Source organism: Clostridium acidisoli DSM 12555, from assembly GCF_900176305.1.
GTDB lineage: Bacteria > Bacillota > Clostridia > Clostridiales > Clostridiaceae > Clostridium_I > Clostridium_I acidisoli.
This window is the reverse complement of sequence record NZ_FWXH01000016.1, coordinates 13,494-26,324: the sequence shown is the minus strand read 5'-3', so window position 1 is coordinate 26,324 and position 12,831 is coordinate 13,494. Positions and strand designations below refer to the sequence as shown.

The window sequence follows — 12,831 nt, the reverse complement described above, 5'->3', positions numbered from 1 at the left end:
TATGAATATAAAGAAAATCTTAAAATTAAGACTTATAATAAATCTAATTATCTTAATTCTTTTAATTCTATTAGGCATTTATCTTGATTTAAATTTAAATAAAAATGTATCTAATGTATTAGAATATAAAAAAATAAATACCAGTTCAAATACTAGTAATAATGGCATAACATTTGAAGATCTTAATAAATTAAAGAAACAATATACAAAACTTATATTTACAGGTTACAAAGAAGTTATAAGCAATATACAAAATAAATATGGAAATTCACCTAGTAAGGCTATAAAAACAAAAATTGTTTTAATAGATGAGAATTATCTTAATTTATATCCTTATAAGATACTAGCAGGAGGTAAATTTAATTCTTTATCAATAAAGAATGGAGAAAAGGTAGCAGTAATAAGCGATGTTATGGCTGCCGATTTGTTTAAAAGCATTAAAGTGATTGGAGACACAATTACTTTAAATAATGAAAAATACAGAATTGTTGGCGTTTACAAGGAAAATCAATCACTTACTTATGAAGAGTCTGAAGATGGATATGAAAGAGTATATATTCCATATTCATCGTATACAATAGTTGATAAAACTCAAAATTTGTTTTTAGATGTCTTTACAACTAAAGAGACAACACAAATGAGTTATAAGAATATAAATAATGACTTAACAAAAACACTTGGACAAAATCTTTCATCATATAAAATGGTGAATTATACAATATTGAAAAATATCGTTTTTCAATACATGAAAATTTTATGTTTTTTAATAGGTATTTGTGTAATAATATTCATACTTAAAATAATATTACAATACTTAAAAAATATTGTTGTATTCTTTAGAGAGAAATTTCAAACTAATTATTTTAAAGATATATTAATTAACTATAAAAAAGAACTAATATTTAGTTTTTCAAAAGTAGTGTTTCTCCTAATAAGCATTATTATCATTTTTAACTTAATAAAGTTTAATGTAGTTATTGAAGATAAATATTTACCTACTGATAATATTTTTGATGTACCCTATTATACAAAAACTATTTTAGATGATATTAAGCTTAGCAATGCAGATGAACAAGGGTTTAATAATGTGTATAATAAATATGTAAGTAATATTAACAACATAGAGAAATTAATTTTTTGGACAGAAATAGTGACTTGCAGCATATTTATTATAAACGGACGCTTATTAATAATTCTTACCAAACGCAAATCAGTAATTAAAACATAGATTTCAAAAATAGAGTTTATGAGAGATATATGCCTCAGCGTGATTTTTTAAGGCTTCTTTGGCAATGCAAAAGCCTTAAAGTATACGCCCCTTGACCCCATAAGTCATTGGCTTCATAGGTATTTCCTTAAAATTTGTATGCTACATTTTTCTCAAACACTATAAATTAAAACTATTTTACCCGAAGAAATATCGAACCTAAAGAATATTATAGGTGAATTAGGATTTAAACCAGCTTTAGCCGAAGGAGATTCCTTTGGGAATGCATAAGGGAGATGTCGAAAATGATTACATACACTATAAGTGATGATACGGTTTTAATGGTTAATAATAAACAGAATGATTTTAGACATAATATTAATAGGGTTGTTGAAATTGAAGGATTATTAATTGTTCATACATTCGATTCTATTGAGAAAAAAGGAAACATAAAAATGTTTGAGCAACCTGTTAATGGTGTTTACGCAATAAATGCAAGTGGTGTTATAGAATGGAATATAAAAGATATAATCCATAATGAAGACATGTATACAGGTATTTTGACTGATGAGAAAGGAAACTTGGTAGTAAATACTTTTTCAGGTATAGCAAAAATAATTGATGTTAAGACAAAAAGAATAATTGGAAAACTAGTGACAAAGTAACTTACTCTATATAAGGTGACCGCAATAGATTTATAATCTGACTACAAAAAAGAAATACTTAAATTGTAAGATAGCTATTTATTGTGCCATGTGGATTGTAGACAAATAAATATGATTCTGTTAGCTGCGTAATTCAAATTACGCAGTAAATCTGTCAGTTACCAAGTAAAAAAACACATTCAAAAGCAACAAACAGCCGTCAAAAAGAGGTTTCAATGCTGACCGCTATGGGAAACATAGTAGATTCAACAAAAGCTTTTCTTGCTGGATGATTCAAGCTAATAGCAAAACTTCAATGGATACTAAAATGGTGTCCGTTGGAGTTTTTCTTTTCAAGGTCTAACTTAGACGCAATAAGGCTTACCTTGGACGTAGGAAATCTAGTGAAATCAATAACTTGGTCGAATAGGGCTAAGTTCTCAACCTAAATATAAAAAAATCAAGACTAACATTGTGAAAAAACAATATATACCTCTGAGGACTGTAGTAACTGCAGTCACAAGAGCAAATGCATTAAATCAAAAAAACCTCAATATGGATGGCTTATTAAAGTGCGCCATTTTTAATTTTTGAATTCATTTGTGTCTAAAAATCATGAAAATATCTGTGAAATACTAAGAAAAACGTTGCCGCGTTAGCATATTTTTTTATGCTAATGCGACAGCCTCTTATTTTGTTGAAATATATGGATTTTGTTTAAGAGACAGAGAAAACAAATATGGATAATTAGTTTTAAGATGCTTTAAGTAAGATAACCACTGGTAAATAAGGAGTCCATATACTCTATCAATGTCTTTTGACAAATGAGTGTAATCTTCATCTGATAACGCACTAAAATCCTTTCTTATGTATAATTCATCAGAAATATGAAATATACTCCACAATAAATCCGTAAAGATATCATGTTCTAAAAGTATAGGATTTCCTAAAAGGTTAAGAAGAAAATCTCTTTTACAGATTAAAAAATTTTTAAATTCATCAAAAGTATTGAGTCTACTATCAATTTTAAAGTTATATTTTTTAATAGCATCAGTTGCTGCATCAAAATCTGAAAAAGTCCAAGCATCGGTAATACAAAGTTTATCTTTATTTTGCTCATACTCAGTGTCAAATTTTGAGCAATATCTTACTAGTTCAGAACCAACTTCACTAAAGAATACCCCAATAACCATATTCATCTTTTCTAGTCTAGATTTTTTCTCCCTTGAAGAAACTATTTGATCTAAAATTAAAGTAATAAAAAGGGCATTAATAGGTAGAAAAGCCATGTCTTGAAGTAAATAAAAAAAAGTGTCATGAGTATCGTTGAATAATAAAAATTGAAAGAAATATATAATGGCAGAAAGTGCTAATAGGGTTAAATATATGGGGTAATGCTCTTTGAAATTTTTCATTTATTCACCTTCCTTAAAAATATTTAGTTGCTACTAATGATAAGATAAGTTATAGAAGTTTTTGTGTCAACAGGGCATTAAAAATATTTAGAAAAAGATTTTGCATTTAGGAACTATTGGCATATAATAAAAGTGAGTAATCACTCATTTAATTGATATATGTTATGGAGGAAGATATCTTGATTAGACAAAACAAAAGGGACTTAATTTTAAAGGCGGCAATAAAGATATTTGCCGAGAAAAGTTATAATGGAGCAACCACAAGTGAAATTGCAAAAGAAGCGGGGGTTGCTGAAGGTACGGTATTCAGATATTTTAAAACAAAAAAAGATATATTGATTGGAGGTATAATAGATGAATTTACAAAGTTTGTTGGTGAAAAATTAATATCAGAAAAGTTAATTAACATTTTAGAAGAAAACTCTAATAAAAATGAGGAAGAGGTATTAAAAATATTAATTAAAGATAGAATTGAACTTGTAAAAAAGTATAAGGATATAATGAAAATTGTTGTGACAGAAGCTTTATATACACCAGAGGTTGCTGTAAGTATTAAAAATAATATATTTCCTCAAGCTAGACTTGTAATGAGAAAGTTTTTAAGTATATATACGGAAAGAGGTATATTTAGGGAAGTTGACATAGAAGTAGCTGAGGCAGCAATATTAGGGATGATGGTATCTTATGTAGTGCAAAATTACATTTTAATTAGTGGTGTTGAAAATGAAGATGATAAAATAGACAAAATCATAGACGTTATTTTAAATGGATTAAGAAAATAATGAGGGGTGAAATTTATGAATGTAATTGAAATAAATAATCTCACTAAGAGTTTTGGAAAATTTATAGCTGTAAATAACATATCCTTTAATGTTAAAAAAGGAGAAATTTTTGGATTTTTAGGTCCAAATGGGTCAGGAAAATCCACAACTATAAAAATGATTTGTGGTGTACTTGAAGCAACAAAAGGATCTGTAAAAGTATTAGGTTATGATACTGGAAAGCAAAATGAGCAAGTAAAGCAAAACATAGGTTATATGTCACAGAAATTTAGTTTATATGAAGACTTAACTGTAAATGAAAATTTAGATTTTTACTCTGGTATATATGGATTAAATAAAAAGGATAGGGATTTAAGAAAAAAAGACATAATAAAAATGGCAGGACTTGAAGGAAAAGAACGCGTGCTTACAAAATTTCTATCTGGAGGTTGGAAGCAGAGATTAGCTCTTGGGTGCGCATTAATACATCAGCCTAAACTGTTAGTATTAGATGAACCAACAGCAGGTGTTGATCCAGTATCAAGAAGAACATTTTGGAATATAATTCATGAACTTTCTCGTATGGGTATCACCGTGCTTGTCACAACACACTACATGGATGAGGCAGAGAGTTGTGATGAACTTGCATTTATATTTAATGGTAATATAATTGCGAAGGGCTCTCCAGAAGAACTCATAAGAAAAGAGGGCGTAGAAAATTTGGAGGATGTATTTATAAAATATGTAGAAAAAGAGACAAATCAAAATACTAAAATATCCGTTGAAAAATTAAAATTTGCGGTAAAGGAGGAAAAATAAAATGAATTTTCAAAGATTCCTATTTGTCATGAAAAAGGAATTTATTCAGATAAAAAGAGATAAGGCAAGTCTTATTATTTCAATAATTATGCCAGTTATGATGATTTTGTTATTTGGATATGCTGTAAATACTGAATTAGATAATATTAATACTGCAGTAATGGACATGAGCAATACAAAGGAAAGTAAAGATATTATAAAAAACTTTGAAAACACAAAATATTTTCAGATTACGGAGAGAACAAAAAGTTACACTGAAATAGACAAATATTTAGATGAGGGAAAGGTTCATTCTGCTATTATTATACCAGCTGATTATGCTTTAAAACTTAAAGAACATGAAAAAACTAATGTTAAAATTTTAATTGACGGTTCAGATGCTACCACTGCAAGGACAATTTTAAATGCAGCAGTTCTATCAGGCGAAAAATATAATAAAATTTATATTAATAAAAATGCAAAAAAAGATTTAAATTCAGGTGGAATAAATATAAGTACAAAGGTTCTTTACAACCCAGATTTAAAAAATAAAAATTTTACGATACCAGGTCTTGTAGGACTTATTTTGCAAAATATAACTATTTTGCTTACAGCATTTGCCATTGTTAGAGAAAAGGAGAGGGGAACTATTGAACAATTAATAGTTTCACCTCTAAGGCCAATGGATATAATACTGGGAAAACTTGCACCATATGTTTTCATTGGATTTTTTGATTTCTTATTGGCTATGTTTTTTGGATTTGATTATTTTGGAGTACCCATAAGTGGAAGTCTGCCATTGCTAATTTTTCTGGGTTTAGGTTTTGTAATATGCTCACTTGCTATTGGAATATTAATTTCTACTACAGCTAAGACACAACTTCAAGCTATGCAAATGACATTTATGATACTTTTGCCAAGTGTATTGTTATCAGGGTTTATTTTTCCAAGGGAAGCAATGCCTAAGATAATTAATGCAATAGGTTATTTTATACCATTAACATATTTTTTAAATATAGTTAGAGGAATTGTATTAAAAGGTGTGGGCATAAGTTATATATATAAAGACGTAATTGTATTGTTGATTTTCGGAATAGTACTTTTAGGAGTAAGTATTTTTAGATTTAAAAGGAATTTAGAATAGGAAAATAGCCATCTCTAATAAAAAATTAGTGAATAGTTTATAGTTATTAGGTATAATGTAGATATTAAAAGCACAAAAATAACTTTAGGGATGATATTTTTATGAAATTATTTGGGAATAGATCAAAAAAAGAAAAAAATAATAATATTCCTATAGAAGAAGAAAATAAACAATTTTTCTCATGTGAAGACATGGAATTTAAAGATTTCCATGAAGAAAATATAACTAAATTTATAACCTCAAAAGAAGAGTTTTTATCAAAAGCAGATATAAATTCAAAAGACTTTAAGTATATTGTATTAGCTTGTTTTAAAGTTGTTTGTGAAAAAAGTAAAATTTCAATAGTTCTCAATTCACCTGTAGAAAGTATAGAATTATACGTTATGAGCCTTATTATATTTATAAAAAGGTGTATTCCTGGTGAAATTGTTATGCATTTAAACTTTTCTTGTGAAAATGAAAAAATAATTATATATTCAGGAGAAAACAAGAAAAAACTAAAAAAAATTAAAGATGAATATTGCTTTGATTTTAAAAGAGAAAAATTTATTTTAGGAAACATGAATATTGAATCAATTTATTTAAATTTCGTTTTTGATAATTTAAATGAAAAAGAGAAAATAGAAAATTTAAAGAGTATAGCTGAGAATACTGTATATAATAAGGTTAGCATTAGTGAATATGATGATATAACTGAAATATTTATTTTAAATGAAAACAGAGAAAAGTTAAATTGTGAGGATATGTTAAATTTCCTAAAAACATTGTATGAAAACATAATAAAATCACAAGATGAAGTTAGGAAGAGTAATTATGTTAAATTTTTTTTCAATGTATTTGAAGAAGAATTTAAAAATAAAAAGGTAAAAAGAGAAAAATATACACCTAATGAAAATACTATTGATATGATATTAAGTTCTTATAAATATGTAGACACATGTTTTGATGAGGAATTTGGAGAAAATATTAAAAAAACCATAAACGCATATTTGTTATTAGTCATAGTAGATGCTAAAACTTCACAAAATTTGAATTATGTAAAAAGTGTTTTTTATAAGGCTAATACAAATCCTGTAATCTTTAGAAAATTAATAGATATATTGTTCGTAAATAATACCTTTGTTGAGGATATACTCAAATGGTATATATTAGATGAAATTGGTGAATCAAAGGATCTAAGAGATGTATTAAAGCATATAAGTTTTTGGGCAAAAACTTCTCCAAAAGTAATAAGTATGGATTTTTTCGGTGAATTTGTTGAAAATAAAATAATAGATATAATTGAAGAAAGAGAAACAAAGGTAGATGAATATACAATAACATATAATTATCTAAAGGATTTTTATAGATTATGCCCAACTGTTGATGATAAAGACAAATATGTGGAATTTCAGACTAGAATAAAGAAAAAGATATACGGGTATATGTTTGAGGCTATTGATTTAAATAAAGTTAATTATGAAAATATATTAGCTATAGAATTAGAGAAGTCTCAACATAAAGAAGATACAAAGTTTATGAGTATATACTATCTTCAAGCTCTTTTAAATAGAGAAAGTAAGATAAAATTAAGAGAGATAGAAAATTTTATTTGTTCTTTATCTAGAGAGGAGATGTTCAATTTGGAGCATTTAATTAGAGAATATTATAAACAAGATGTAATAAGAGAGAATTTTAGAAATATTATGGTAGCTTTTGCAGAACAAACTGTCTATGCAAATGACACTGTTTTATATAATGTAAATGAGCTAATGAAATATATCAATGATAATAGTGGGAATGATAAAGCAAGGGAATATATAGCTTGGGTTTCAGATAACTTTGAAGATTTAGATAAACCTATAGTTGAAGGAAGATTTAAAAGCGGACTATTTTCATATTTTTATGAACTAGATACAGAAGCTTTTAAAGATAGCTCCTTCAACAAAATATTAGCTAATATAGAAAATAAAAACATGAAAAAAATGTTAAGAGAAATTCGAAAACAACTTCCAGGAAATTTTAAGAAAATTGTAAATAAAATATCAAATTCTAAGACATATTATTAAAATTTAGACTATTTCAATAAAAAGTTTGATATTTTACCAATTTAAAAGCACAAATAATCTTGCATGCAAGTTCTAGTACAAATATAATATAAATAGAGTATATTTAAGAAAGAGGTGGGCTGAACTTTGAGTAATAAAAAAGAAGGCATGAGCTTGAATATAAATAAAATAACGGAAGACAGAAATTTACAACTGAATTTTGAGCCAATTGTATCTATAATAAAAAAATCTGTTATCGGACTTGAAGCGTTACTTGTAGGTTTTCCAGATGTTGATGGGAATATTATATCTAGGGATGAAATAGTTCAACAAGAACTTAAAGAAGGGGAAGCTATAGAATTAGATAGACTTTACAGAGAGAAAGCTATGGAAAGTTTTCTTGACATATACGAAAAGAACAAAGAAGTATTATTATTTATAGATATAAATATATCTATAATAGATAAGTATATTGGTTCTGGAATATTAATGAATGTTGTAAATGAATATGGAATAGAACCAAGAAACATAGTTCTTCAGATTGTTGAAGAAAAAATTGAAGATATAGAATCAATGCAGAGGTTTATTAATTTTTATAGAAGCAAGGGATTCTTAATTGGACTTAAAGATTTAGGATCAGGCTTTGCAAATCTGGATAGAATTTCTTATGTAGAACCAGATATAATAAAGATTAATAGCGTTATAACTAAGGAAATAAGTTATAATTATTACAAACAAGAAATTTTTAAGTCACTTATAAATTTATCTAAAAAAGTTGGGGCACTTGTAATTGCAGAAGACGTAGAAAATGAATCAGAAGCAATGGTTGTTATGGAACTTGGAGCAGATATGATTCAAGGGAAAGCATTTTGCGATCCTATTTCTGCCGATAAAATAAACTTGGTAGATTTAAAAGAAAAAGTCTATAAAATTGGAACTGATTATAAAGCTTATATGTCAGAAGAAATAAATGCCAAAGAAGAGTCTCATAGAGAATACGATGAGATAATAAACAATATCATAAATAAGCTTGAAAATTCAAAGAAAACAGACTTTGATTCTATAATAGATAAAACCGTGGATGAGTATTCTGTACTTGAATGTGCATATATATTAAATGATAATGGTGAACAGGCCACAAACACAGCCACAAGGTGTAAAAATATGATAACTCAAAAAGCTCTTATTTTTCAGCCAGCTAAAAAGGGAACAGATCATTCTCTAAAGAAATATTATTATTTCTTAAGAAGCATGAGTTTAAATAGGTATGTAACAGAACCTTATGTTTCAATGGCAACTGGTAACCTTTGTATAACAATATCATCTTCATTTAAAGATAATTTAGGAAAAGAATATATTTTATGCATAGACTTTAATCCAGACCATATAAATATTTAGAAATTTAAAGGATGATTTTTATAAGTAGAACTTAAAAAAATCATCCTTAATTTTATAGGTTATTTCTTATCCTCAATACAACATATACTATGAGAGGATATACCCTCTCCAGATCCTGTAAAACCAAGCCCTTCCTCAGTAGTAGCTTTTATATTAATTTGGTCTATTGATATATTCAAAGCGGAACTTATATTTTCTCTCATTAAATTTATATGAGGTGACATCTTAGGATTTTGGGCAACTATAGTTGCATCTATATTTCCGATTTTAAAACCAGCCTTATCTATTAGCTTAGAAACTTCTATTAATAGCTGAATGCTGCTTATACCTTTATATTTAGGGTCTTTATCTGGAAAATGGATGCCAATATCACCAAGGGCTGCTGCGCCTAACAAACTGTCCATTATTGCGTGTACAAGCACATCCGCATCAGAATGGCCTAAAAGTCCTTTTTCATAATTTATAGTCACTCCACCAAGTATAAGTTTTCTTTCTGAAACTAATTTATGTACATCATAACCGAGTCCAACTCTCATTTTATACCTCCAATTAAAATATATAATACTTATTATATCAAAAAAATACTGTATGGTTAAATGTATAAAACAAATTAACCGAGTCTAACAAAACTCGGTTAAAACATAAAGTCAACTTTATATATTAAATAAATGTCAATGAAAAGTTTTAATCTATTTCAAATCAGAGGTCTAAGAAAAATGCCTTTTTGATGGTATACGTTTACATTTGTTAGAAGGATTTAATCTATTAGTAATAAAATAAAACTTATCCTTAATATGTTGTTTTAATTGTTCAAGTGAAAACTTATCTTTACTGCCAGAAACTTTCTTGTGTGTAAAATCAACATAAATAACATTACTTTTCATATAAACTCCCACCTTTCATAAGAGTTAATTAATTCTCTTTATATTATTATAATACTATTTTTTTTAGTAAATGTTAATAGATAATCTGAAAATTCTTAAATTTTTTTCAATTCTCTGAAAATTAATATCAATTATCCACATGTTATCCACAAAGTTGTGGATAATGTTAATAAGTTTAAAATAATTATTTTTTAAACCAGTAGATAAAACTTATTTTCACAGGTTAACAACATGCAACCTGTGGATAATGTTCATAACTATATTAATAAAAATACATTTTTTCAAAGTATATAGATAAATTTACTTAATTTTGATAAAATTAAAAAGGGAATAATAATTATTGTAAGTGCACAGGAAGGAATAAACAATGAGAAATGAAGAGAAAAAGATTATAAGTGTTAGTTTTTTAATTTTAATTGCAGTTATTGCTTGGGCTATAGTGGTAAATATCAACAAGAAAAGTGATAACTCGGCGCAAAATGTAAAGAATATAAAAAGTGTTGCTACAGAAACTACTGAAGCTCAGAATAAAACTACTGTAAAGGATAGTAATACTACAACAGCTGCATCTGTACCAATGAAAAATGATAATGATGGGGTTCCAGTTGTTATGTATCATAGTGTGAGTGATAATGCAGCTTCAAGTCAATTTGCACCTTTGAGGATAACAAATCAAAACTTTGATTCACAGATGAAATATTTAAAAGATAATAATTTTACTACTTTAACAATGGATGAGATAAATGACTTTTTAACCAACAATAAACCTATACCTCAAAAATCTATAGTGCTTACATTTGATGATGGTTATGAAGACAATTATACTAATGTTTATCCAGTGTTAAAAAAATATGGATTTAAAGCCACAATATTCGTTGTTGCAGATGCTATAGATAAAGAGTCTAATTATTTGACTTCAGCACAGTTAAAAGAACTGCAACAAAATGGTATTGACATAGAAAGTGGTACTGATGAAAATGTTAGAATTTCAAACTTGCCAAGCACTTCTCAATTGGAAAGTCTTAAAGATTCAAAAAATAAGCTAGAAGCATTATTAAATAAAAAAGTTAATTATGTTTCGTATCCGTTTGGAAGTTATAATGCAGATACTTTATTAGATGCTAAAAATGCAGGATATACTTTAGGGTTTAGTAGGGATGGTAAGTGGACATATAAAACTGATGACAAATTTAAGCTAAGTAGAGTATACATATCACCACAACATACGGAAGCAGATTTTGAGAATAGAGTAAATAACAATAACTATTAACATGTACTTAGTTTTATAAATAAAAAATTGATTATAAGGAAAATTTTCCTCCTACGTCAGAAAAATAGTGGAGAGAAATCATCCTTATTACAAATAAAATATCCCAAAACACTAATTGTCATAATTAGTGTTTTGGGATATTTTTAGTTGTCAGTACCACTTTGATTTAGCTCTAAATCAAGTTTCCTGCTTTGTGCTACATTTGAAAAGGAGGATAAATCTAAATGGTTACCTGAAATAAAAACAGAAACCTGTTTTTTTTGTTCATTTGTACTTAATGCATTTATATAGTTTTCCTCTTCTGCATTACTTAAAATAAGGGTAAGTCCGTCTTCTATATTTTTATATTTAACTTTTGAAATGCTTAATATAGTTTCACCCTTTGTATTTAAGGAAGAAACATCAATTATTTTGTTCCATCTGTTTACTTTTAAGTTTATTGATGCACCAACATCAATAACTATAAAACTAGTTGGAGTAAAAAAAGCATATAACATTCCCACAGTAGCAAGAAAAATAATAATAAGTATAGATAATAATACGGATTTTAATCTAGAAAATCTTTTCTTAGGAGAAGTAGTATTTTTAGGATCATTCATGGTATCTGCTTTATATAAATCCATTGATATTAGCTTCTTATCTTTATCCATTAATAATCACCTATAATAGCTTACAAAATTCCTTCCTCGATTAATATGTTCTCAAGTTCTTTTACCTTCTTAGATAAGAATATAAATTGTTCTTTAATATTAGATTCGGATAAACTGTTTTTACCTAAATCATTTTCCATAGAATTTACAGTATCTAGTGCTTCATCAATTTCTTTAGTTGCAAGTTCAATGCTTGTTTTGTCCATTTTATATCTCCTTTAATTTAAATTAGTTATGTTTTTTAAATCATTTTCGGTTACAAAAGGTGCATAAAATTCAAATGTTTTTTCATGACCGCAATTACAGCATGAACATTGACAAACGTCAAATGGTACATCATCAATTAGAAGAATTTCTAATTGGTCAGCTTCGTAATCGCCACCACAAATCTCGCAAGGAGTATTGTTTATAACTTTATATTCACTTTCAATAAATTTCATTATATCAGTTAATATCATAATGGCCTCCAAATTAAAACTTAATATATCATGTATTATAGCATATATTTTTATAAAACAAAAAAATTATATTGACACACGAACAAATGTTCTGTACAATTATAATACGAACAAAAGTTCGAAGGGTTTTTAAGTATATATTATAAAAAATAATAGAGTTAATGGAGGAAGGTAC

14 protein-coding genes are annotated in these 12,831 nt (G+C 27.0%); 8 read left to right on the top strand and 6 right to left on the bottom strand.

Features of this window, described 5'->3' with window-relative positions; all coding sequences use genetic code 11:
- Position 1 precedes the first annotated feature (1 nt).
- Positions 2 to 1,228 (top strand): ABC transporter permease, encoded by a 1,227-nt coding sequence (locus B8978_RS15015; RefSeq protein WP_084116967.1) that lies wholly within the window; start codon positions 2 to 4, stop codon positions 1,226 to 1,228.
- A 284-nt stretch (positions 1,229 to 1,512) separates the two neighbouring features.
- Positions 1,513 to 1,872 (top strand): DUF7957 family protein, encoded by a 360-nt coding sequence (locus B8978_RS15010; protein ID WP_084116965.1) that lies wholly within the window; start codon positions 1,513 to 1,515, stop codon positions 1,870 to 1,872.
- Between the two features lie 668 nt (positions 1,873 to 2,540).
- Here the strand turns inward: B8978_RS15010 and B8978_RS15005 are convergent.
- Positions 2,541 to 3,266, bottom strand: coding sequence for a hypothetical protein (locus B8978_RS15005; protein ID WP_084116964.1), 726 nt, complete (start codon positions 3,264 to 3,266; stop codon positions 2,541 to 2,543).
- A 179-nt stretch (positions 3,267 to 3,445) separates the two neighbouring features.
- Here B8978_RS15005 and B8978_RS15000 point away from each other — a divergent pair, with 179 nt between their 5' ends.
- From B8978_RS15000 to B8978_RS14980, 5 genes are all read left to right on the top strand, one after another.
- The gene (locus B8978_RS15000) at positions 3,446 to 4,048 is read left to right on the top strand and encodes a TetR/AcrR family transcriptional regulator (protein ID WP_176212722.1); all 603 of its coding nucleotides are present in this window, start codon (positions 3,446 to 3,448) and stop codon (positions 4,046 to 4,048) included.
- A gap of 15 nt (positions 4,049 to 4,063) precedes the next feature.
- Entirely contained in the window at positions 4,064 to 4,846 is a 783-nt protein-coding gene (locus B8978_RS14995) for an ABC transporter ATP-binding protein (protein ID WP_084116960.1), read from the top strand.
- A 1-nt stretch (position 4,847) separates the two neighbouring features.
- Positions 4,848 to 5,969 (top strand): ABC transporter permease, encoded by a 1,122-nt coding sequence (locus B8978_RS14990; protein ID WP_084116958.1) that lies wholly within the window; start codon positions 4,848 to 4,850, stop codon positions 5,967 to 5,969.
- A 101-nt stretch (positions 5,970 to 6,070) separates the two neighbouring features.
- Entirely contained in the window at positions 6,071 to 8,017 is a 1,947-nt protein-coding gene (locus B8978_RS14985) for a hypothetical protein (protein WP_084116956.1), read from the top strand.
- Between the two features lie 126 nt (positions 8,018 to 8,143).
- Entirely contained in the window at positions 8,144 to 9,394 is a 1,251-nt protein-coding gene (locus B8978_RS14980; RefSeq protein WP_139796064.1) for an EAL domain-containing protein, read from the top strand.
- Between the two features lie 59 nt (positions 9,395 to 9,453).
- Here B8978_RS14980 and ispF read toward each other — a convergent pair whose 3' ends face one another.
- Complete coding sequence (gene ispF, locus B8978_RS14975; protein WP_084116954.1) at positions 9,454 to 9,930, bottom strand: 2-C-methyl-D-erythritol 2,4-cyclodiphosphate synthase; 477 nt, start codon at positions 9,928 to 9,930, stop codon at positions 9,454 to 9,456.
- A gap of 171 nt (positions 9,931 to 10,101) precedes the next feature.
- Positions 10,102 to 10,278, bottom strand: a complete 177-nt coding sequence (locus B8978_RS19935; protein ID WP_176212721.1) for a hypothetical protein — start codon at positions 10,276 to 10,278, stop codon at positions 10,102 to 10,104.
- 367 nt (positions 10,279 to 10,645) lie between these two features.
- On the opposite strand from B8978_RS19935, the gene B8978_RS14970 reads away from it, so the two are divergent.
- On the top strand, positions 10,646 to 11,548 hold the full coding sequence (locus tag B8978_RS14970) for a polysaccharide deacetylase family protein (RefSeq protein WP_084116952.1): 903 nt from the start codon (positions 10,646 to 10,648) through the stop codon (positions 11,546 to 11,548).
- A gap of 143 nt (positions 11,549 to 11,691) precedes the next feature.
- Here B8978_RS14970 and B8978_RS14965 read toward each other — a convergent pair whose 3' ends face one another.
- The 3 genes from B8978_RS14965 to B8978_RS14955 are packed head-to-tail and all read right to left on the bottom strand — an operon-like array spanning position 11,692 to position 12,656.
- Entirely contained in the window at positions 11,692 to 12,198 is a 507-nt protein-coding gene (locus tag B8978_RS14965; RefSeq protein ID WP_084116950.1) for an anti-sigma-I factor RsgI family protein, read from the bottom strand.
- 20 nt (positions 12,199 to 12,218) lie between these two features.
- Positions 12,219 to 12,404, bottom strand: coding sequence for a hypothetical protein (locus B8978_RS14960; protein ID WP_084116948.1), 186 nt, complete (start codon positions 12,402 to 12,404; stop codon positions 12,219 to 12,221).
- A gap of 12 nt (positions 12,405 to 12,416) precedes the next feature.
- On the bottom strand, positions 12,417 to 12,656 hold the full coding sequence (locus B8978_RS14955; RefSeq protein ID WP_084116946.1) for a metal-binding protein: 240 nt from the start codon (positions 12,654 to 12,656) through the stop codon (positions 12,417 to 12,419).
- Positions 12,657 to 12,831: the final 175 nt, after the last annotated feature.

Excerpts from the sequence above, each read along its gene's own strand:
- ispF (WP_084116954.1), bottom strand. The coding sequence starts at position 9,930 with ATGAGAGTTGGACTCGGTTATGATGTACATAAATTAGTTTCAGAAAGA.
- B8978_RS15010 (WP_084116965.1), top strand. The coding sequence starts at position 1,513 with ATGATTACATACACTATAAGTGATGATACGGTTTTAATGGTTAATAAT.
- B8978_RS15015 (WP_084116967.1), top strand. The coding sequence starts at position 2 with ATGAATATAAAGAAAATCTTAAAATTAAGACTTATAATAAATCTAATT.
- B8978_RS14965 (WP_084116950.1), bottom strand. The coding sequence starts at position 12,198 with ATGGATAAAGATAAGAAGCTAATATCAATGGATTTATATAAAGCAGAT.
- B8978_RS19935 (WP_176212721.1), bottom strand. The coding sequence starts at position 10,278 with ATGAAAAGTAATGTTATTTATGTTGATTTTACACACAAGAAAGTTTCT.
- B8978_RS14955 (WP_084116946.1), bottom strand. The coding sequence starts at position 12,656 with ATGATATTAACTGATATAATGAAATTTATTGAAAGTGAATATAAAGTT.
- B8978_RS14960 (WP_084116948.1), bottom strand. The coding sequence starts at position 12,404 with ATGGACAAAACAAGCATTGAACTTGCAACTAAAGAAATTGATGAAGCA.
- B8978_RS14995 (WP_084116960.1), top strand. The coding sequence starts at position 4,064 with ATGAATGTAATTGAAATAAATAATCTCACTAAGAGTTTTGGAAAATTT.
- B8978_RS14990 (WP_084116958.1), top strand. The coding sequence starts at position 4,848 with ATGAATTTTCAAAGATTCCTATTTGTCATGAAAAAGGAATTTATTCAG.
- B8978_RS14970 (WP_084116952.1), top strand. The coding sequence starts at position 10,646 with ATGAGAAATGAAGAGAAAAAGATTATAAGTGTTAGTTTTTTAATTTTA.
- B8978_RS15005 (WP_084116964.1), bottom strand. The coding sequence starts at position 3,266 with ATGAAAAATTTCAAAGAGCATTACCCCATATATTTAACCCTATTAGCA.
- B8978_RS14985 (WP_084116956.1), top strand. The coding sequence starts at position 6,071 with ATGAAATTATTTGGGAATAGATCAAAAAAAGAAAAAAATAATAATATT.